The sequence below is a fragment of the Companilactobacillus alimentarius DSM 20249 genome, from assembly GCF_002849895.1.
In the GTDB taxonomy this organism is placed as follows: domain Bacteria; phylum Bacillota; class Bacilli; order Lactobacillales; family Lactobacillaceae; genus Companilactobacillus; species Companilactobacillus alimentarius.
This window is the reverse complement of the sequence record NZ_CP018867.1, coordinates 1,329,648-1,350,732: the sequence shown is the minus strand read 5'-3', so window position 1 is coordinate 1,350,732 and position 21,085 is coordinate 1,329,648. Positions and strand designations below refer to the sequence as shown.

Here is a 21,085-nt window from a genome sequence, read left to right as displayed (position 1 = left end):
ACCTCTGGTTTCTAATATCTCACAATATTAGACTCATGAAGTTACAATAACTTCAGCTGTAACGGTGCTACCGAAATGATCTACTGTTTTTCAATCATTCAACTTACAGATGTGTTTCATTAAGGACTAGGACAACTCGCACCAACGTTGACTCTCTGGACTAGTTTACTCAATTACTCTTCTGTCGTCGTTTTTTATATTTGTTTTAAAATGTTGAAATTATCTTACTTCCTAGAGAGTTTATTGTCAAGCATTTTTATTTCTAGAATTGACTTATACTATTAATTAAAGCATATTGTTAATTAAATGATATTATACGTCGTATAGTATAGTAGGAACGAGGGAACAATATGGCGATTCAAGTATCAACTGAGATTCTTGAAGGTTCTGTTTTAGCCCTGCTGACAAGAGAAGATTATTATGGGTACGCAATTACTAGAGAAGTTCAGAAGGTTTTTCCAATTTCTGAATCGACGATGTATCCCATTTTACGACGCTTGAAAAAAGAAGGTTGGCTGAGTACTTATGACGAAGCCTATGAAGGGCGTAATCGTCGGTATTATAAGATTACTCGACTAGGTGAAGAGCAGCTGGAACAAATCAAAAAGAATTGGCAGGAATTAAAGAGCGCTACTGACAAAATTTTGGAGGGGAATAATGAGTAATAGAGCAATAGATTCTTACATTGATGAATTTAAGATATATTTACATCAATTGAGTGAATCCGAACAAAACGACGTCGTTGAATTCTATCAAGAATATTTGACCGATGCTAAGTTAACCAGTTCGGATGCAATTATCAATAAATTGGGAACGCCTAAAAATTTAGCAAGAAAAGTTTTAGCAGATTATTCCATCAAAATGTCCGAAGAGAACTATCAGCATGTCAATGATGGCCGTCTAACGAATAATGAGCGTTTTAAAAAGAACATAGCGATGATTGGTTTGGTGATTTTAGCCTTGATGGCATCCCCAATTGCCTTGCCGATTGCTTTTGTAGTGATATTAATGCTTGCGTTGACTGTTGCTTTAGGAATATTTTTAGTTTTGTCGTTTCTTTTCTTAGTAGCTGCTTCAGTAATAGGTGGGATCGGTGCCATTTTCATGGGATTTTCAGTTATTTTTCAATCATTTGCCACAACTGTTTTCTATCTAGGTGTTGGATTGGTGATTTTAGGGATCGATTTCTTTTTGATTCCAATAATTATCGCGCTGTTCAAGTGGTTCTTTAGCGTAATTGTCATCTTCTTCCGTTGGTTGGGTAAGAAGTTACTCTACGGTAGAAAGACTCCAATAAAGGGGGAGAAGAAGAATGCGTAAGTATTTTGTTACCGGTTTTTATCTACTGATAATAGGTGGATTATTGCTACTCGGTGGTTTCATTATGGGTGGTAATAAATCAGTTACCTGGGAACACGGTTTTAAGGTAGTACAAAGAGTCGATGAAACTTATCCGTTAGATAAATTTAAAAATGTCTATGTGGAGGGAAACGATGCCAATGTAAATATTCGTCTAGGGGACCGTTATAAAGTTCGTATCAATAGTGAGAAGTCTTCCGCTCCTACATACAAAATCAAAAATGATACTTTGACTGTTATGGGTCAAAAGAAAAAGGGAATGATTGGTGTTGGCGTTCTTGAAAATGATAATATAACGATTACGATTCCAATGAACGAGTCCCTTAATAATGTTAATCTGCGCGTAGCGGGTGGTGATATCAAGATAAGTGACGTAACGGTTAATAATTTAGTTAAATCAGCCAAAGATTTAGATTATGATTCGAATTTGTATTTGACTGATGCCACGATTAAAAATATTGATAAGATGAATATCTATGATGCTGTTTTTGATATAAAGAATACTAAAATCACCAATGCTAATTTGGTTGCCAATGCGCATTCTGATATCAATGCAACCAATGCAACTATTTTAAAATCTCATTTTAATTTAGATGATTCAGATTTGAGTATTAAACACTCTAATTTGGATACGATAAAATCTTTGGCAAATCATAGTAAGATTAGTGTCTCCAAGACTACTATGATGAATCGAAATGAATTCAAAATATTTGGATCGGGTCATTTCAATGGAAGCAGTTTGACAGTTGATGGTTTGAATTTAACTTCTAATAATGGTTATGTTAGATACTTTGATAAGAAGTATGGCAACAGTTATCAAAATAGAACTGATGCCAAGAACTTGTTGGTAGTACAAACGAATAAAGCTCCGATTACGATTAAGTAAATTAGTTTAGTGAGTTCATCTTTGTTATAATGGCGTTATTAATGTGAGGGATGTCGATGAATACTAACAATCGAATATCTGCTTTGGAAGTAAGAAGAGACGCTCATCGGGCTTTTTTTAAAGATATTAAGGGAAATGTTGCCCTTAATATTATTCCGATTCTCTTAAGGTTCTTAGCAGTATATTTTGGAATGAAAATTTATACGAGTTGGATGGCTAATATTAATGTTAATTTAGCTGATCCAGAGCAGGCTAGCCGTCGCCTGTCAGAAATATCAACAAGTATGGCTAATGATCCTAGTTCAGCGGCACAATACATGTTGAGTTTGACACCTGAAAGTAATGTCATTATCTATGCATTCTTTTTCTTCTTTGTCATGATTTGTGCGGGGATTTCTTATACTTTGGTAGACAAAATACGTAATCCCGATTATCAAATCAATGCTTTGAAGGATAGCTTGCAAGCTTTCACGGGAAGATATTTCTTTCCACTGTTGCTCATAACGGCGTTATTGGGATTATTTTTAGAAGCTGGTTTTATGCTTTATATAATTCCAGGAATCTGGTTTTTGGTTATCTTTTCTCAGTCTTTTTTAATTTTTAAAGATGACGTTGCCGTGCAGGGAAAATGGAATTTACGAATAGCATTTTCTAGTTTCAGTCGCAGTACAATTTTAATGCGTGGCTATAAATGGACTTACTTTTCCATCTGTTTAGAGTTTTTCTTCTGGGAAATTCTGAATGCATTGACGCATGAATTGTTATCAATTTGGTTGCAACCATACGAGCAATTGGTGATGGCGACGTTCTATCAAAAAGTTTTACAAAATAATTTGAAATCTCAGAATAAGAACTGAAAATAACAAGTTCATTTTTCGAGTCAAAAAAGAGCCAAGTAATCATCTTTTTGATTACTTGGCTCTTTTTGGGGTTTAAATGTAATTATCTTAATTCGACGAAAATATAATCAATTGCTTTAGCGCCGATAGTTAATTTGGTACCATCTTCTTTTTTTACAACTAAGGAATTATCAAATTTTTCATGTTTGAGAACTTCAATTGTATCATCAATTTCTAGATTCAAACTACCAAAATATTGTAGAAAGTCATAATTATCAGAAACTCTGACGATCTGGACCTTAGTATTGTCAGGAATCATACTGAGCAATTTGTCATCAGCATCAGTTTCTCCCTGACCATTACCGGGGATAATTCCACCGTGAGGACAACGTTGGGGATGATCCAAAAAATCATTTAGATGGTCAATTAAACCATCATCTGAAGCATGTTCCAAGGCGTCAGCGTTGTGATGAACGTTATCAACTGGGTATTTCAAACATTCATGTAGGAAGACTTCCCAAAGTCTATGTGTTCTAACTAACTTTTCGGAGACTTTATTACCCTTAGGAGTTAGAACAATTTTATTGTATGGCGTGTGTGTCAAATATCCTTCGCTCGATAAAGAATTCAACATTTCTGTGACCGAAGGTGCGGAGACATTCATGATTTCAGAGATACGCTTATTGGTGATTTTAGTGAAATCATAATTTAGTTCGTATATAGTTTTTAGATAGTTTTCTTTGTTAGGGGACAATTTTACAACCTTTCGTTTAGCCTAATAATATTATTAGCCTTTCTATTATAGCGCATATTACTCAACTTTGATAACTCTTAATGTTAAAATTATTACTGAAAAAACAAGGGGGGGAATGATTATGGTCGATCCTAAAAAGCGATTTGACTGGTTTGGATTCATTGTTGGATTGGTTTCTTTGTATGCAGGCTATTTAGTAACTTGGTATCCATTGAAGAGCTTATCTACAATTGCTGTAATATTCGGATTTTTTGTGATTATTAGAGGAGTTTACCAATTATGGTTCGGTTCACAGATGACGAGAGTTTTAGGAGTCAGAAGCGGCTGGACGATTTTTACAGCTATTATTGATATTATTATTGGAATTATTTTTATTTCACATATTCAAGTAGGTGTCGTATTTATTGTTTATATGTTTGCCATTTGGTTCCTGTTGGATGCAATCTTTCAAATATTTACGTCACGTTTCTATCATTTTTTTGGTAGAAAATATTATATTCTGATTGTGATTTTAGCATGTTTGAATCTTTTGTTTGCGATAATCTTGTTGTTTAATCCAGTATTAGCTGGAGGCTTTATCGTCTTCATGTTAGCCTTCTTCTTCTTTGCTACTGGAATTGCAGAAATTATCGAAGCATTTTAAGTAAAAGCATTTTCTACACGAGACAAATTTGATAGAATGTAGGAGATGTATTGCCGTCTTAGCTCAGATAGGTAGAGCGCCACCATGGTAAGGTGGAGGTCATCGGTTCAAATCCGATAGACGGCTTTTTAAGAACATCAAAGAACATCAATTATAAAAATCAAAACATCTAAGTGCTGATATAACAGCGTTTAGGTGTTTTTTTTATTTTTTAAAATTCTAAGAATATCATAAAAAGTCAAAGGACTTTGATTTTATTTTGCACGGAGAGCTTTTTGGAAAATGTGCAAAATGCACATGTGCAAAACAAATGCTTATAAACGTTGATTTAATAATGTTTTTGCACGCACAGCTGTTGAACCGAAAAAAATACCTTCTTAGCGGTTAAAGAAGGTACGAGATTTGTTATTATTGCATTATTACAAATATTATCTATGTCTCAAATTAGAATTATTTTGTTTCTCTCTACGATATTGTGCTCTCAAAGAACCGTTGTTGTTATTCTTTGAGTCTATTAGATCTTTAGTTTTGTCGAATGTCTTGTTAAAAATATTTCCAGCAAATTTATATATACCAAATAAAATTAAAGCAGCTATTACTAAAAATATAATAGTATATGGCAACATTTCCTTGCTAAATAAAACTCCTCCTATAATAAATAAACTCATAATAAATAGAAATAACCCCCACAATGCCTTGGTTGCCTTCATTATTATTTATCTCCTTTATTGAAATTTTATTTCCCTTAGTAAAATAATTCACAATTTAATTTTAAACCCAGATGAATATTAAATAAATTAATTAGATTTGTAGGTGGGAATTGAGGCAGTTTTTAAAAGGTGATAAGTGACTAGAAAAAATAATTATGTATTATAATATTGATGAATGGTTATTTATAAATATTTGTAGGATTATTTCAACTATTAATGTGATTAACCACCTAGTTTTAAAAACTAGATTATATAGTTTACATTATAATAATAAATGCTATTATTATGAGAAGAATCATAACGGGGGTATAGAAATGTATCGGATAATAACAGATTCAGAATGTGATCTACCGGTTGAATTTTTAAAGACTAATAATGTTGACGCAATTTATTTTCATACAGAAATTGAAGGACAAGAGTTAGTTAATGACTTCGGAAAAAGTTATCCACTAACTAAATTTTATGAACAGATTAAGGCAGGTGTTTTACCAACAACTACCCAAGTCAATATTGGCGAGTACACTGAATTTTTCAAGAAATATGTTGAAAAAGATATTCCGATTGTCTATGTTGGATTCTCCGGTGGGTTGAGTGGGTCGATGTCCAGTGCCAGACAAGCTCGTGAAATTATTTTAGAGGATAATCCCCACGCACATATTCGAATCGTTGATACCTTGGCAGCCAGTGGTGGTGAAGGCCGTTTGGTTTTGGAGGCCGTGCGATTGCAAAAATCCGGCGCCAGTTTAGATGAGTTAGTAAAGTGGTTTGATCAAAATAAACTTCGTTTGCAACAATGGTTTACGGTTGATAACCTGACATATCTCTATCACGGTGGCAGAATTTCACGCGCGTCAGCAACTTTGGGAACTTTACTCAAGGTTAAGCCGTTGTTAGATGTTGATCCAAGCGGCAAGTTGCGATTCGTTTCTAAAATTAGAACTCGAAAACGGTCTTTGATAACTTTAGCTGAAAAGGTAGTCTCAGCAATGAAGAACGATTTGGACCAACCTATTATTATCACAACTAGTGGTGACTGGGAAGCAGCCGATTTTGTTAAGCAACATATTTTAAATAGAGTCAGTAACGCCGATGTACAAATAAATCCAATCGGTATGACAATTTCAAGCCATACTGGGTTTGGTTGTGTGGCTGTTTTTGTTATGGGAACTGAAAATAGAAAGTAAGATACAGAAATTTAACTTAGATTTAAATTTAATTATCAATAAAACTATTTTTTTGCTATCATTTATCATTTTGATATTATTTTTATTAAATAAATTAGCCAATAAACTGAAAGTACAATTCAAAAGTCCGATTATTATCAGATTTTTAAATTGTGCTTTTTGCTTATTGTAATATTTTAGAAAAACTTTCGTAAAATCGTTGTGCAATATTTAAATCGTAATTTGACAATAAATTATAGTAGAGCAATAATTTGCTTAAATGTAATTATTACTATAATTATTGGATAATAATAATTATTCTAAATTTTAGATAGGGAGATTTAGTTAATTATGTCAATGAAAAAGGGAAAAAATTGGGCATTATCATGTGTGGCAATCAGTGCAGTGGTTCTAACGGGGATAAGTGCCACAACGGTTAGTGCTGATGATACTTCTGATAGCACAACAGTTACTACCCAAAGTACTAATAATCAAGTAGCCTCAATTCAAAGCACTTCTACAAGTAATCAAACAAGTGCTAACCAGAGTCAAACAACTCAAGCTCAACAAAACAATACATCTAGAACGGAAAATCCCGATGTACAAGATGGTGGTCAAGTCAGTGATGATTTTACAAATGAAGCTTCTAATCGCTTAGGGTATGCTTCCAATTTTCATATCTTCGCTAATGAAGCAACGTTGAATGCCCATACCAATGGTAATTTGGCTGTAGGTACTTTGAATGGACATGTTAATTTTGGGACTAGTATTGGCGAAGGATATTTGAATAAGGATGTTTCCTATGTTCAAAATCATAATACTATTGCAAGTAGTTCTTTTGTTCAAGGGACTGCCGATAGGACAAATAAGGTCGTTTTTGGCGAAAATAATAATGTGGATGTTTCAAATACGAATAGAACTGTTGTAGATGGAACTAACATTGATCATTTGACAAAAGATGAGACGTATCAAGATAAAAATGGCAATAAATATATTGATTTTGCACATTATTTTAATGTATTAGATAACAAATCAACAGCTTTGGCTAATACTGCCCCAACGACGACTATTAATAACAGTAATTTCCCAGATCAAAACCAGCGTGTAATTAACTTAGATAATTATCAACCTAATGAGGATAATCAAATTGTCATCAATTTGGACGCAGATGTATTGACTTCAGGGACACCGTTGACCATTTACGGTTTGTCTGCCAATAACGATGCTGCAACCAGCGTCATTATAAATGTCGATACTAAAGGGCAAGAGAAATATACGGTTAATTCTCAAATTAAATTGATTTTTAATAATGGTGACGGGCAGGACAATACGGAACGTCCAAATCAAGAGACTGATTACTTCGATGATAATCATCTGTTGTGGAATTTTTATGATAGTACAACTGCCGGTAATTTATATGACGGAGAAATAGATATTGATAGAGCATTTCAAGGAAGCGTTTTAGCTCCTAAGGCAACAATAAATGTTAATCAAAATCTTGATGGTAATATTGTGGCTGATAAAGTCAATGTAAATGCAGAGACCCACAGATGGGACCTACAGGATGATACCCCACAAGAAACAGAGTTTGAAAGACCTGTGACAATTCCTGGTGAGGCTGAGTTGCCCGAATATACTGATGAAAATAATGGCTCAAATATTGACGATCCTGATGATGAAGAGGAAGAAGATATTGAGCCTGATGGTGATCTTGAAGATAATGATGAGGATTCAAACTCCGAGACACCAGATACTGATAATAACGAAGACAATGATGAGGATTCAAACTCCGAAACACCAGATACTGATAATAACGAAGATAATGGTGAAGATTCAAACTCCGAGACACCAGGTACTGGCGATAACGAAGACAATGGCGGAGATTCAGATTCTGAAACACCAGATACAGACAATAACGAAGATAACGGTGGCAGCACAACAGAACCTGATACTGATAAAGATGATGATTCTGACGAAGCAAATGAATCAGATGAAAATGACAATGACGACCAAAATCTAATTACCGATGGTTCAGACAACAACAAAGATGAACAAACTGACAGCAACTTGGATGAAGGGATTTTATCTCAGGCAGTTGGTAAGGATGAAGATGAATCACAAACACCTGATTTGAAGACAACAAATGAAGCTGGTTCTTTACCACAAACTGGAGCTACTTCTGGAATTTTAGCAACAATAACAGGTATTATCTTAATTGCTTTGGGTTTTTTATTAAAAGAGATTAAGATCAAAAAGGATTAGAATAAACAAATAAAGCGCCCTTAGACTTTGATAGGATAATCAAAGCTTAAGGACGCTTTTTAGAACTATTTTTTGTTACGTGTATGTCCAGTGAGTAAGTAATTGATTCCAGGTATCAGACTCAACAGCCAAATTATCAAGCTGGAAATAATAACAACTGTAAAATAACGTAAGAATGTTGCAGGAATGCCCTTTATATCAATATTCTTCATAAACCAAGGCTCAATGAAAAATACGATAAGATTGTGAATTAAGTAAATTCCAAAAACTAATGGTGAAAAGGATTCGAAGAAACTAATAGTTTTATGAGATTTGATATTCATACCCCACTTTTGGAGGAGAATGAATGCTGAAATTGACATGATAGGAATAAACAGTGATGTGACATAGTAACTATTGTTGACATCAAAGGTTTTAGGAACCGATTCAGAGAAGAAATTTCCGAAAGTACCGATTCCAATAAAAAGTGTCAACAACGCCCAAGCACTGATTTTACGGGGATCAATCTTACTAAGAAGATATCCTAATAAATAATACCCTACGAAACCTCCAATCAACATAAAACTTGCGACAGGGGATAGTTGAAAGACGTGTTTCATATCTTTACCCATCATGACGTTGAGAGATGGCAATAAAGAACAGGTGACTAACCAAACACCAGTAATGTAAGTTAACATTTTCATACTGGCATTATCCACAAAGGTTTTTAGAGCGGGGGATAAAATATAAATTCCAATCAAAGGATACATGAACCAGAGAATTGGTGAAGTCGGTTTGCTGAGCATGAATTTTAAACTTCTCCAATAAGCAGGTGATGATAATTGATTGGAGGATTGATAAACTACAGTAGGAATAATTACTGACCAAAGTATAAAGGGAATCAACACTCGTGGAATACGCTTTTGCCAAGTATATTTTAAGGATAGAGTTCTTGGACTATTAAGAATTAATGCCCCTGAAATCATAAAAAAAATAGGGACACTGATGTGGGCAAAATAATTTAACATTTTGATGATTTGCCAGTCAGTAGTTCCGATGTGCTTCACTGTATCAACAGTTGAGACGTGAATGAAGATGACTAATAAAATGGCGATAACGCGAATAAAGTCTAGATAAAAGATACGCTGCTTTTTGTACATAAAATAAATCCCCCATGAATAACTCTCTCAATAATAATGTAAAACGCCCCTAAAATGAAGTATTAGCGTATGATATAATGACAAAGTAAAATTATTGATTGGAAGAATTTATTATGCGCGTAGGAGAATCCCCTGGAACCGATTTTGTTAGATACTTAATATGGATCGTATTTTCTATCGTTACGTTAATACTGAAAAATCATGCTGCCTCACAAAAGGGTTTGAGTGTCCCGATTGTTATCATCTTTTTTATCATTGGACTTGTAACTTTGTTTCTAATGATTAGAAAGTATGTTCGTGAAGAGAAATCATTTTCAGATACGGCTGATGGTTTTGCCTATTCATTAGTATCAAATATTGGCTTTATTAGTTTGATGATTATTATGGCTTGTCTATTAAGAATTATGGTCAGTTATTTGCAAGTGACTGGTAAATTACCTAGTTTTCAAAATGACGACGTCGTTAGTTCTGACCAGAAAGTGTTTGTTTTCAACATGGTGGCAAATGTCTTTGTCATAGCCGTGCAACAACAGTTGGTTCAAACTGGATTTTTCTTCAATTATTTCTTCAGAGAAAGTTCAGCTTATAGCGCCGTCATGGGAATTATTTTTAGTGGAATTATTGCTGGTTTAATCAGTTTGCCGGGATCATTTTTACAATTCTTAATGATGATGGCTTTGGGTTGGTGTTATGCACTGACATATTTGTACACCAAAGATGAAAAAATGGCCATTTTTGTAGCAATGATCAGTGCTGCTATCGGTACAATTATAATTTAAATATTAAGACAAATAGGGTCAGGTAATTAAATACAATTACCTGACCCTATTGTTTTATGTGAAATCTAGTATTCTGAAATTAATTCTTGTGGTTCCTCCTGCAAGAGTGGCGACACTTTATTATCAACACAAAGAGTCAAGCTGTGCATTGCTCGAGTACAGATTGTGTACAAAACATCAATGCTACGATCATCTGGATAATTTTTGGCGGAAATATCATGACCGATAACAGCGTCGAATTCCAATCCCTTGGCTAAATAAATCGGTAAAATCAGGATTCCCTTAGGGATGGAACGAAAATCAGCGTCAACTAAAGTCACAATGGATTCGTCACTGAAATGGGCGTAGATCTGATCTGCCTGAGCACGGTTACGAGCTAGGATAGCGACTGTTTCATACTTCTTGTTCAGTTCCTTAGCAGTATCTTTTAGGCCTTGATAGTAGTTTTGGTCGTCAAATACCTTGATAACTGGATCTTCGCCTTGACGAGAAAAAGCCTTGACCTCATCGCCATTAGGTAATAGTTTCTTGGCAAAGTTAGTGATTTCAGCAGTTGAACGATAGCTCTGATTCAAAGTGATAGTTGTAATGCGCTTGTTTTTGAACAATTCGTTGACCTCAGTTACTAAGTCGTTTTTACGATATGAACTAGTAAGAACGTCTTGGGCACGATCTCCTAAAAGAGTCATCTTAGCATTAGGAAAGGCATGGGAGATGTATTTCAATTGAGCCATAGTGTAGTCTTGAACCTCATCAATGAAAATGTGTTGGATAGAGTGGTTGACACCACTTTCCGTAAGAAAATCGCGTAAATAAAGTACCGCAATTGAGTCACTTAGATTAAGCTTGTGGGCTTCGACTTGGTGGTCGATAGCTTCAATCATTGTTTGCCAAACACTGTCAGAAACTAGATCTTGTGGCATTTCGTTGAGCAAATATAAATATTCCTTGTATGGATTAAAGAAATAATTATTAATCAAGGCGTTATAGATTGGAGCATAGCGGTCACGTAAGAATTCCTCAGCAATGATTTCCCTTTGATTAGTCAATTCCTCAATATTGTGATCAGTAATTATTTGTTGGAAATCCTCGTCAGAAAGGTTATCAATCTCGTCTTGGACCCAGTCTTCGTTACGATCGTCGTGAATACGCTTTTGGAGACGCTTGATAAGGGCATTCTTAGTTCTCAAGAAGCGATCAGGAATACGATAGGCAGAATTGATATGTTGGTAAATTGCCATAATCTCATCACGCGTGAAGAATGGTTTACCTTCGAAGATAACGTCCTCAAAATATGGGGTGTGATTGGGATTGTCATTTTCCAGTTGTTCTAATTTATCCAAGAAAGCGCCGCTTTCCTTATATAGACGCATCTTAACGGTTGTTTCAGGCAGATTGCGTTCGTCTTTTTCGTAACGCTCAAAGAGGGTCTCGACTTGAATGCCGGTTAATCTTAAGGAAATGAATTCATTGAGAGTGACTTGACGCATGTTGCGTTCACCTAAACTAGGCAAAACTTCGGAAATATAATTGCTAAATAATTTATTAGGTGAAAATAAGACGATATTATCAGCATTCATAGTTGAACGACTGTGATAGAGCAAGTAGGCTACTCGTTGCAAAATAGCGGATGTCTTACCAGAACCCGCAACCCCTTGAACTAAGAGAACGTCTGATCTGGTGTCACGAATGATAGTATTTTGTTCATGCTGAATCGTAGCGACAATATTTTTCATATACTCATCGCTATATTCGCCTAGAACAGATTGGAGGATTTCGTCACCAACGGTTTCGTTAGTATCGAACATATTTCTGATCTTGTTGTGAACAATTTGAAATTGGCGTTTTTTCTTGAGATCAACTTCGGCTTTGCCATTGGGAGTAGGATAAGTAACTTTTCCAAGCATCCCATTGTAATAAATACCAGAAATTGGAGCTCGCCAATCATAAATTAAGAATTCACCATCATCATCTTGAAGCGTTGAGGTTCCAATATAAAGGGTGTCTTCTTCACCGTCTTCGACAATGTCGATTCTTCCAAAATAAGGTGATCCTTTTAAATTTTCTAGTTTTAATCTATTTGAATTTAAAATGTTTTCATTCTCGACGGCTAAGGCAACTAATTGTTTCTGTTGTTGAACAGAAGCGTTAGTTTCCATTTGGTCATCGACTTCAGTGGTATTGACTTTGGTGTTTTCGCCATAGTTACGTTCAATACGACTGGTTTCTTTATGGGCCTGGTCGATATTTTGATCGACACGTTCAATTTTGTCGTTAATTTTTTCAGCGACTTCATTAACTCGTTTTTGTTCTGCTGCTTTTGATTGATTAATCGTCATAAAAAAATACCTCGCGTTGACAATTTGTTGTTTTTTAACTATGCTAATAGCAATTAGAGTATATTAAAGCATAAGCATTTTTGAGTACTAATTCAAGTAAGTTGGTTCAGAGAATAACTTCATGGCTGAGAAAGTTATCGACCTTGTTTTAGGAAATGGGTAAAGGTGGCAACTTTAAAGCCGAGAGTGGTAGATAAATTCTACAAAACAGGTGGTACCACGTGCAAGCGTCCTATTGTAATACAATAGGCGCTTTTTTTATACTTCAAATACTTGCTTTGATAAAATTCAGGAGGAAAAGCTATGAAAACAAATACAATTTTAACAGGTGACCGTCCTACAGGTAAGTTACACATTGGTCATTATTTAGGTTCATTGAAGAATCGTGTGAAGTTACAAAATGAGGGTAGGTACAAAATGTTTATCATGATCGCTGATATGCAGGCTTTGACAGATAATGCTCGCGATCCTAAAAAAGTGCGTGACAGTTTGATTCAAGTGGCCCTTGATTACCTTTCTGTAGGTATCGATCCTTCTAAAACTAATATTTTAGTTCAATCACAGATTCCTGCTTTGAATGAATTGACAATGTACTACCTTGACCTTGTAACTGTATCTCGTTTGGAAAGAAATCCTACTGTTAAGACTGAAATCAAGCAAAAGAGTTTTGGTCAAAGCATTCCAGCTGGCTTCTTAACATACCCAGTTAGTCAAACTGCTGATATTACAGCTTTTAAGGCCGATACAGTACCAGTTGGCGATGATCAAGAACCTATGATGGAACAAGCTCGTGAAATCGTTCGTACCTTTAATAATACATACGATGTTGACACTTTGGTAGAACCAGAGGGTTATTTCCCACCTAAGGGACAAGGTAGATTGCCCGGAATTGATGGTAACGCCAAGATGAGCAAGTCTTTGGGCAATTGTATTTACCTATCAGATTCAGCTGATGAAGTCACTAAGAAAGTAATGTCCATGTATACTGACCCCGATCACGTTCACGTACAAGATCCTGGTAAAATAGAGGGCAATACGGTTTTCACATATCTTGATGCCTTTGCTACAGATAAGGACAAGGTCGCTGAATTGAAAGAGCAATATCAAGCCGGTGGTTTGGGTGACGTCAAAGTAAAACGTTATTTGAATGATGTTTTACAAGAAATTCTTGAACCTATTCGTAATCGTCGTGCTGAGTATGAAAAAGATATCCCTGGCGTTTATGATATTTTGAAAAAGGGTAGTGACAATGCTAATGTTGTTGCCAACCAAACTTTATCTAAGGTTAGAAAGGCTATTGGCGTTAACTATTTTGATTAATTTCTGAAAATAAAAACGTTTTTACAGAAAAATGCTATGCTTAACTCTTTATTTTATCAAGAGTCGGGTGTAGCATGTTTTTTGTTCTAAAAAATTAAAGTTTTTTTTGAAAAAAATGAGGTGGGTTAATGGACGATTATAATTTGATTGGTTTCGTGATGCGATACACCATGGTTAAAAAGCGAATAGCTGCAAGTTATTTAAAAAAAGAGGATTTGAATGCTTTTGAAAGTATCCTTTTAGCCATTGTTTATAAACATCAAGAAATTAGTCAAGATAAAATCGGTGAGATCACCTTATTCGATGGAGCAAGTATTGCTCGTTCATTAAAAAAACTTGAGGATCGCGGATTTGTATCCCGGCATGCTGATCCGAATAATCGTCGTAAGAAAATTGTTACCATTACTGACGCAGGCTTGAAGCTTTACGGGGAAGTTCGCAAAGCTTTTCAAAAGAGTAATGGTGAAATTTTTAAAGGCATAACTTCTGAGGAACAAACAGAATTAGAAGGTATCTTGATTAAGGTCTATGATAATTTAGACAATATTGAGATAGATTCTAAATAAAATAGAGAAGAGGATTTTTGTTATTATGGCGAATAATGAAGCAATCGTGGATGCTCACGGGAAGCCCTTTAACCGTAATCTTTTGGTTTTAGTACTTCTTGTTGGTACATTCTGTACTGTCTTAAACGGTACAATTTTGACTACCGCCTTTCCAACCTTAATGAAAGAATTCAGCGTTACAACTTCTGATGTTCAGTGGTTGACAACTGGTTTCTTAATGGTTAACGGTATTATGATTCCTGTTACTGCTTGGTTAAGTAACAATTTCAGTACAAAAATTTTGTATATTATCGCAATGTCGACTTTCTTAGTCGGTACAATTATGTGTTTTACAGCTCCAAACTTTGGAACTATTTTAGCAGGGCGTTTGATTCAAGCGGTTGGTGTTGGTATTACTATGCCATTGATGCAAGTCGTTATGCTATCAATTTTCCCAGCTAATAAACGTGGTGCTGCCATGGGATTAGGTGGATTGGTTATTGGACTTGCTCCAGCCATCGGACCTGCACTTTCAGGTTTCATCATTGACAACTCATCATGGAGACAACTTTTCGGTATGATCATTCCTATCGTTGTGATCGTTTTGATCTTAGCCTTTTTCTTCATGCGTCCAGTTATTCAAACTCATCGTACAAAACTTGATGTTCTTTCATTGATTGAATCAACACTTGGATTTGGGGCTATTTTGTATGGCTTCTCATCAGTTGGTGATGACGGTTGGGGTTCAATGACTGTTATCGGAACAATTGTTGTGGGAATTATCTTTATTCTCTTATTTGGTTTCCGTCAATTGCATATGGAGAAACCATTCTTGGAATTGCGTGTCTTCAAAGAAAAGAAGTTCGCTACTGCCGCCGCTTTGTCATCAGTTACTAATATGGCTATGGTCGGTGTTGAAATGGTATTGCCACTTTATCTTCAAATCGTTAAAGGAATGTCCGCTTTCCATTCTGGTTTAACATTACTACCAGGAGCTTTGATGATTGGTGTCATGAGTCCAATTACTGGTAATGCTTTTGATAAGTATGGACCAAAAGATTTGGCACGTATGGGAATGTTCTTGTTAACTGCTGGTACAATTCCATTCTTGTTCTTGACAAAGAGCACGCCAATTCTTGATATCGTTATCCTTTACATGATCCGTATGTTTGGTATTTCTATGGTCTTAATGCCTGTTACAACTGATGGTATGAATGCTTTGCCATTCAACTTAATGAGTCATGGTACAGCCGTTAATAATACTGTTAGACAAGTATTTAGTTCTATGGGTACTGCTATTTTGATCAGTGTCTTGACTAACGTAACAAACAATTTGAAACCAGGACAATCACTTCTAAAGGCTTCGCCATTGGCTTATCAAGAGAAGTTCTATGATTCTACTTTGAGCGGTTATCACGCTGCCTTTGCTGTAGCAATTGTTTTCTGTTTGATTGGTTTCTTCATCACATTCTTGGTCAATAATAGTTCCAAGTCTCAAGCAATTGATACTGATCAATTGAAGAAAACTAAATTGGCAGGTGAAGAATAATGATTTTAATTTCCATTTTAATTTTTGCAGGATTAGCTTATTTCTTCGCTGTCTTTTTAAAGAATAAAAAAGTTGGTTATTCACTATCTTTTACGTTTATCGCTTTGTTCATCATCAGTTTGGTTTTGTTGATTTCAAATGAATACAATCATTTTGGAATGGAGCAAGTAACTAATAAGACTACTTATCAAATTCAATCAGCTCAAAAAGGTTCTAATTTGTTGTTAGAGAAGAAATTAGGTACTAGCGGTAAAGAGAACGTTTATGTTTATCGGACACCAGAAACAGCAAATGCTAAAAAGCCTAAGACAACTAAGGCAAATGTTCATGTTAAAAACGTTGTCAAGACTGGTAACTACTCAGCTGCAACCTTAGAGCAAAAGACAACTCGTTGGGAATATAAGAATGGTTTCTACTCATTCTTGTTTGGTATTTCCGACAATAATAAAGAATTTGTTAAACAAACAAATACTTTTAAGGTTGGTAGCGATTGGTTAGTTCTAACAACTACTCAAGCTAAACAACTTCAAAAGAAAATGAGCAGCAAAACTTTTAAAGCTCAGATGAAAAAAGAAGGGGCAGCTTACGTTCAAGCCGCAGTAACAAAGGCTATGCAAGCCAATTCTTCAATGAGTTCAGCTGAACAAAAAAAGATTGCTAAACAAGCTCAAAAAGAATTTCAAGCTGAAGCGCAAGCTAAGTTGATTCAAGAAGTAAAGAAATAAAATAGATTTAATAAAAATGACTATTCCTTAGAATTGTAGTATCTAGTATATTCTATAGAGAATAGTCTTTTTTTGTGAATTGAATTTTGCAAGCAAATTATTAGGTGTAAGATGCATTGGCATTGATAATTATTTTAGTGGAGAAAAATAGTTAAGAGGTGAGAGATTGTGGAAAAGATTTTTGAAGTGAAAAATCTGTCTTATCAGGTCGGTGATAAGAAGATTTTAAAAGATATTAATTTAGAAATTGAAAAAGGTAAATATGTAACTTTTGTCGGTCCCTCAGGTAGTGGCAAGAGTACCCTTATGAGAATATTGGCGTCAATGATTACAGCTACTAGTGGCGAGGTAAGATTTGACGGCAAAAAAATTGAGACTTATGAACCGACTAATTACCGTCAACGAGTCTCTTATGCTTTTCAACAGCCAACCTTATTTGGGAAAAGTATTCGTGATAATTTGGAATTTCCTTTTGAAGTGCGAAATAGTAATTTTGATGAGGAAAAGGTCATTGATTATTTAAAAATGGTCAATTTAGATGCTAGTTACATTGATAAGAGCGTCAACGATGTCTCTGGTGGGGAAAAACAAAGAATTGCTTTGATCAGGAATTTACTTTTTCCACCAGAGGTGTTGATAACTGATGAAGTAACAGCTGGATTAGATGTGGAAAACAAACGGATCGTTCATAAAATGTTACAAGAGTTTAATCAGCAAGGTTTAACGATTCTACGGGTCACACATGATGAATCAGAGATTTCGGCATCCCATGATAAAATTACGATAAAAAACGGGGAGGTAATTTCATGACTAATTTAACAGTATCTAATTCTACTTTGGCCTTAGGGTTTGTTTTAGTTTTAGTTGCATTGGTAATTGGTTACATTGAAAAGTTACACATTGATAAAGCTATTTTTATTGGCGTTATACGAGCTATTATCCAATTGGCAATCGTTGGATATATTTTGAAGTTCGTCATCAAAACTAACGATATTTGGCTGACCTTAGCTTGTTTCATTATTATTGTGGTCAATGCATCGTGGAATGCAGGTAAGCGTGGAAACGGTATTCCTAAGGCTTTTTTGATTTCATTGTTGGCCATTGCTGTCGGTACTACCTTTACCTTAGTAATTTTGGTGTGGACCGGTTCAATTAAATTCATTCCCGAACAAATCGTCCCCGTTACAGGAATGATTGCTAGCAATATCATGGTGGCAATCGGCTTGTGCTATCGGAATATGATGCAGACATTTACCGATCGACACCAACAAGTTTTGGAGAAATTAGCTTTGGGAGCTGATATTAAATTGGCGTCACTCGATATTTTACGAGATAGTATCAAAAGTGGCATGCAACCGACGATTGATTCGATTAAGACGTTAGGACTAGTCAGTTTACCGGGAATGATGTCAGGATTGATTTTTGCGGGAGTTGACCCTGTAAAGGCAATTAAATATCAGATTATGATTACTTTTATGCTTTTGGGATCAACTAGTATTGGTTCGATTATTTCCTGTTATCTAGGGTATAAACAATTCTTTAATGAACGAAAACAATTAAGAAATGAATTAATTTCTTAGCTTTGTGAAAATAGGTCTACTATGTAGGTCTATTTTTTTATATAATTGATACAATGGGATGTGATGTAAATTTGAAGTTAGCAGTTATTGAAATTGGATCTAACTCCATTAGAACATCAGTGTATCGATCTTCAAAAAAGAATCGTTTTAAAACTTTAGATCGTTGGCGGGAACCTGTACGGTTGGGAAAATCAATCGCGCAGAGTCGTTTATTGACCAATGAACAAATTGAAGAGACTATTGCTGTTCTAAAGAAATTTCAAACTCGAATTGAAAGGTATCACGTAGACCGAACTAGTTTAATCGCTACAGCAGCTGTGCGAATGGCTAAGAATCAAGAGCAGTTGATCTTTGCAGTTTTGAAAGAAACTGGTCTGCAACTGGAGATTATCAATGAGCAAGAAGAAGCTTATTATGATTATGTTGCTGTGAGGAGCACGATGCGGATCAAAGATGCTTTAATCGTCGATGTCGGTGGTGGTAGCAGTGAGATTAGTTTAGCCAAAAAGGGCCGTTTAAAACACGGGTTGAGTATTCCAATCGGTGCCATTTCAATTTCGGATTTGTATTTAGCTAGTGATCCAATAAAAAGTGAACAATTAAAAGCAGCTAAAAGAGCTATTAACGACCGACTCGACCATTTGAATTGGATGGGGGCAGATGCTACCTTCGTCGGTTTAGGTGGGACTTTAAGGGCTGTTACAAGCATTTTGAATCGTGAAAACAAGAAAAAGAAGACGCTTCATAACTCAGTTATTACCGTGGATCAAATCGATGGATTATTTAATCAATTGATTCATTCGTCGATGGAAAAGCGCAGTCATATTAAGGAATTAAGTGACGGTAGGTATGAAGTTATTTTGGGTGGCATACTGATAATTTCTGAAATAATAAAAAAGACCCCCTCTACCGAGATTCGTTTTTCGAATTTCGGTGTTAGAGAAGGTTATGTCTTTAACTTTTTTCATAAAATGCATTTAAAAGAATCGGATTAAGCACGACTAGGAATGATCTGTTGAGCAGAACTTAGGACATGACCATTCATCTTGTGTAATAATTCATTCATCCAGAAACCATTTTCCAAATTAAGATTATCATCCAGAGCAAATACCCTAAGAACGTAATCATGGGTTTGATCTGGTGGATTTGGTCCATTGTAGCCTGTCGGTACATCTTTGGGACCATCAACTAGTGGACTAGCCGAACTGTTCTTTCCTTGAACGATCGGACTTTTAGCGAGCTGACTGAAATTCTCGGGTATCTCTAACTGAGAACTTGGGATGTTTGCTGCTGTCCAATGGATCCATTCGAAACCACAAACTGGAATTGAATCGGGATCAGTAAAAGTCAAAGCAATAGTCTTTGTCTCTGCCGGAAGATTAGATAATTGAATTGGGAAACTGATAATAGGTTTCCCATTTTTTATATCTTCTGGAGCAGCATATTTGCCAAACTTATCTGGTAATAAATTATTTGGTAATGATACTTTAATATCCATATATAAAATCTCCTTTGAATGAGGTGCAGTAAATGAAACAAATAGATAATAATGATCTATCTACAAATATTGTAGAACAGGTACAAAAAATTGAGCAACAATATAATAAGAAAATAAAGATATATTCTGATTACTCTGACCATGAGTTCTTAACCTTAGATCAAGCCAGTCATCAGATTAAAGGACAAGATATTCAGGTGGTGATCACAAATGAGAAGTATAAAACATTTGTCTTAGCTCACGAGTTATATCATATTGCTTTGGAATTATCAGATGAGCCAAGCATTTCTTGTGCCGTGACATCTGGCAAGCAAGATTATGATGGTCGAATTCTGGCAGTAGCAAATTCAGTTTTTGAGACACTTGAGCATTTTTCAGTTATGCGTGATCAACAAGCTGATGGGACTTATACAGATGAGATCAAAGCGGAGTACCTCAAGGGAATTGAAGCTGCCTTGCATCCTAAAGTGGAGTTGGATATTGCTAATATGCGTTTTTATCGGACTCTGATTATATTTGATGGGATCATTTTTAGCAATCATGCTAATGATCAGAAGTGGCAAGAGGAATTTCCTAAGTCATTCAAATATGCCAATAATTTAGTCAAAATTGCTGAAGAAAATGATTTGTCAGATGCCTTTCACTTTAGACGAGCTCTGGTAAATGCTTTGGATTCTTACAATGAAATCATTTTATATAGTGGCTATGAGGGCTTAGGCTTCCACGAATTCTTGAACATCACACCAGTATTATCTAAGCGTCAGTTGAGATTGTCATTGAATCAGGTTTACCAAGTTAAGCATTCTTCGTTTAAGAATCGTGCTACGGGTAAAGATGCTTTCGTCTTATTGGGACTCAATGATAGTCAAAGCGTCACGACATTGGACATTAATCCTGATAAAGTGACACCTGAGTTTTACAAGGCTTTCTATCAATATCAAATTTCCGATGTGTTTAAAGAAGAAGGAGTTAAGTATTTAATCAGATAGGAGGAA

General features: G+C 35.3%; 21 protein-coding genes, 1 tRNA gene and 1 other annotated feature (1 of these 23 running past the window's edge). Of the genes, 17 read left to right on the top strand and 5 right to left on the bottom strand.

Annotated elements, in window-relative coordinates; translation table 11 throughout:
- Nucleotides 1-197: a binding site (T-box leader), on the bottom strand; it reaches 25 nt to the left of the window's first position.
- 153 nt (nucleotides 198-350) lie between these two features.
- From LA20249_RS06490 to LA20249_RS06475, 4 genes are read left to right on the top strand one after another with little or no spacing between them, the layout of a single operon-like run.
- Complete coding sequence (locus LA20249_RS06490; RefSeq protein WP_057738322.1) at nucleotides 351-665, top strand: PadR family transcriptional regulator; 315 nt, start codon at nucleotides 351-353, stop codon at nucleotides 663-665.
- The gene (locus LA20249_RS06485) at nucleotides 658-1,320 is read left to right on the top strand and encodes a DUF1700 domain-containing protein (RefSeq protein WP_057738324.1); all 663 of its coding nucleotides are present in this window, start codon (nucleotides 658-660) and stop codon (nucleotides 1,318-1,320) included. The genes LA20249_RS06490 and LA20249_RS06485 overlap by 8 nt, the downstream gene beginning before the upstream one ends.
- A complete protein-coding gene (locus LA20249_RS06480) occupies nucleotides 1,313-2,245 on the top strand; it encodes a DUF4097 family beta strand repeat-containing protein (RefSeq protein ID WP_057738326.1) in 933 nt (310 codons plus the stop codon). The genes LA20249_RS06485 and LA20249_RS06480 overlap by 8 nt, the downstream gene beginning before the upstream one ends.
- A 56-nt stretch (nucleotides 2,246-2,301) precedes the next feature.
- Nucleotides 2,302-3,102, top strand: a complete 801-nt coding sequence (locus LA20249_RS06475; protein WP_057738328.1) for a DUF975 family protein — start codon at nucleotides 2,302-2,304, stop codon at nucleotides 3,100-3,102.
- Between the two features lie 85 nt (nucleotides 3,103-3,187).
- Here LA20249_RS06475 and LA20249_RS06470 read toward each other — a convergent pair whose 3' ends face one another.
- On the bottom strand, nucleotides 3,188-3,838 hold the full coding sequence (locus tag LA20249_RS06470) for a metal-dependent transcriptional regulator (RefSeq protein ID WP_057738330.1): 651 nt from the start codon (nucleotides 3,836-3,838) through the stop codon (nucleotides 3,188-3,190).
- Nucleotides 3,839-3,959: 121 nt separating this feature from the next.
- Here LA20249_RS06470 and LA20249_RS06465 point away from each other — a divergent pair, with 121 nt between their 5' ends.
- Both LA20249_RS06465 and LA20249_RS06460 read left to right on the top strand, forming a co-directional pair.
- Entirely contained in the window at nucleotides 3,960-4,481 is a 522-nt protein-coding gene (locus tag LA20249_RS06465) for an HdeD family acid-resistance protein (RefSeq protein ID WP_057738332.1), read from the top strand.
- Between the two features lie 52 nt (nucleotides 4,482-4,533).
- Nucleotides 4,534-4,607: transfer RNA gene (locus LA20249_RS06460), tRNA-Thr, on the top strand.
- A gap of 302 nt (nucleotides 4,608-4,909) precedes the next feature.
- On the opposite strand, the gene LA20249_RS06455 is transcribed toward LA20249_RS06460, so the two are convergent.
- A complete protein-coding gene (locus LA20249_RS06455) occupies nucleotides 4,910-5,191 on the bottom strand; it encodes a hypothetical protein (protein WP_057738334.1) in 282 nt (93 codons plus the stop codon).
- Between the two features lie 314 nt (nucleotides 5,192-5,505).
- Between LA20249_RS06455 and LA20249_RS06450 the strand changes: the two genes are divergently transcribed.
- Nucleotides 5,506-6,375 carry a DegV family protein gene (locus tag LA20249_RS06450; RefSeq protein WP_057738337.1) on the top strand — a complete coding sequence of 290 codons (870 nt, stop codon included), beginning with the start codon at nucleotides 5,506-5,508 and terminating at the stop codon, nucleotides 6,373-6,375.
- Between the two features lie 330 nt (nucleotides 6,376-6,705).
- A complete protein-coding gene (locus tag LA20249_RS06445) occupies nucleotides 6,706-8,616 on the top strand; it encodes a collagen-binding domain-containing protein (protein ID WP_057738339.1) in 1,911 nt (636 codons plus the stop codon).
- Nucleotides 8,617-8,681: 65 nt separating this feature from the next.
- Here LA20249_RS06445 and LA20249_RS06440 read toward each other — a convergent pair whose 3' ends face one another.
- Nucleotides 8,682-9,755, bottom strand: a complete 1,074-nt coding sequence (locus LA20249_RS06440; RefSeq protein ID WP_057738341.1) for an acyltransferase — start codon at nucleotides 9,753-9,755, stop codon at nucleotides 8,682-8,684.
- Between the two features lie 113 nt (nucleotides 9,756-9,868).
- Between LA20249_RS06440 and LA20249_RS06435 the strand changes: the two genes are divergently transcribed.
- On the top strand, nucleotides 9,869-10,534 hold the full coding sequence (locus LA20249_RS06435) for a CPBP family glutamic-type intramembrane protease (protein WP_057738343.1): 666 nt from the start codon (nucleotides 9,869-9,871) through the stop codon (nucleotides 10,532-10,534).
- Between the two features lie 65 nt (nucleotides 10,535-10,599).
- Here LA20249_RS06435 and helD read toward each other — a convergent pair whose 3' ends face one another.
- Nucleotides 10,600-12,873 (bottom strand): RNA polymerase recycling motor HelD, encoded by a 2,274-nt coding sequence (gene helD, locus LA20249_RS06430; RefSeq protein WP_057738345.1) that lies wholly within the window; start codon nucleotides 12,871-12,873, stop codon nucleotides 10,600-10,602.
- A 303-nt stretch (nucleotides 12,874-13,176) separates the two neighbouring features.
- Between helD and trpS the strand changes: the two genes are divergently transcribed.
- From trpS to LA20249_RS06395, 7 genes are all read left to right on the top strand, one after another.
- A complete protein-coding gene (trpS, locus tag LA20249_RS06425; RefSeq protein WP_057738347.1) occupies nucleotides 13,177-14,193 on the top strand; it encodes a tryptophan--tRNA ligase in 1,017 nt (338 codons plus the stop codon).
- A 128-nt stretch (nucleotides 14,194-14,321) separates the two neighbouring features.
- Entirely contained in the window at nucleotides 14,322-14,759 is a 438-nt protein-coding gene (locus tag LA20249_RS06420) for a MarR family winged helix-turn-helix transcriptional regulator (protein ID WP_057738350.1), read from the top strand.
- A 25-nt stretch (nucleotides 14,760-14,784) separates the two neighbouring features.
- The gene (locus tag LA20249_RS06415; RefSeq protein ID WP_057738352.1) at nucleotides 14,785-16,287 is read left to right on the top strand and encodes an MDR family MFS transporter; all 1,503 of its coding nucleotides are present in this window, start codon (nucleotides 14,785-14,787) and stop codon (nucleotides 16,285-16,287) included.
- Nucleotides 16,287-17,012, top strand: coding sequence for a DUF4811 domain-containing protein (locus LA20249_RS06410; protein WP_057738354.1), 726 nt, complete (start codon nucleotides 16,287-16,289; stop codon nucleotides 17,010-17,012). The genes LA20249_RS06415 and LA20249_RS06410 overlap by 1 nt, the downstream gene beginning before the upstream one ends.
- Nucleotides 17,013-17,180: 168 nt before the next feature.
- Nucleotides 17,181-17,822 (top strand): ABC transporter ATP-binding protein, encoded by a 642-nt coding sequence (locus LA20249_RS06405; protein WP_057738356.1) that lies wholly within the window; start codon nucleotides 17,181-17,183, stop codon nucleotides 17,820-17,822.
- The gene (locus LA20249_RS06400; RefSeq protein ID WP_057738358.1) at nucleotides 17,819-18,592 is read left to right on the top strand and encodes an ABC transporter permease; all 774 of its coding nucleotides are present in this window, start codon (nucleotides 17,819-17,821) and stop codon (nucleotides 18,590-18,592) included. Before LA20249_RS06405 ends, LA20249_RS06400 begins: the two co-directional genes overlap by 4 nt.
- A 71-nt stretch (nucleotides 18,593-18,663) precedes the next feature.
- Complete coding sequence (locus tag LA20249_RS06395) at nucleotides 18,664-19,587, top strand: Ppx/GppA phosphatase family protein (RefSeq protein WP_057738360.1); 924 nt, start codon at nucleotides 18,664-18,666, stop codon at nucleotides 19,585-19,587.
- On the opposite strand, the gene LA20249_RS06390 is transcribed toward LA20249_RS06395, so the two are convergent.
- Nucleotides 19,584-20,090 (bottom strand): YbhB/YbcL family Raf kinase inhibitor-like protein, encoded by a 507-nt coding sequence (locus LA20249_RS06390; protein ID WP_057738362.1) that lies wholly within the window; start codon nucleotides 20,088-20,090, stop codon nucleotides 19,584-19,586. The two genes, LA20249_RS06395 and LA20249_RS06390, sit on opposite strands and share 4 nt — an antisense overlap.
- A 32-nt stretch (nucleotides 20,091-20,122) precedes the next feature.
- On the opposite strand from LA20249_RS06390, the gene LA20249_RS06385 reads away from it, so the two are divergent.
- The gene (locus tag LA20249_RS06385) at nucleotides 20,123-21,079 is read left to right on the top strand and encodes a hypothetical protein (RefSeq protein WP_057738364.1); all 957 of its coding nucleotides are present in this window, start codon (nucleotides 20,123-20,125) and stop codon (nucleotides 21,077-21,079) included.
- Nucleotides 21,080-21,085 lie beyond the last annotated feature (6 nt).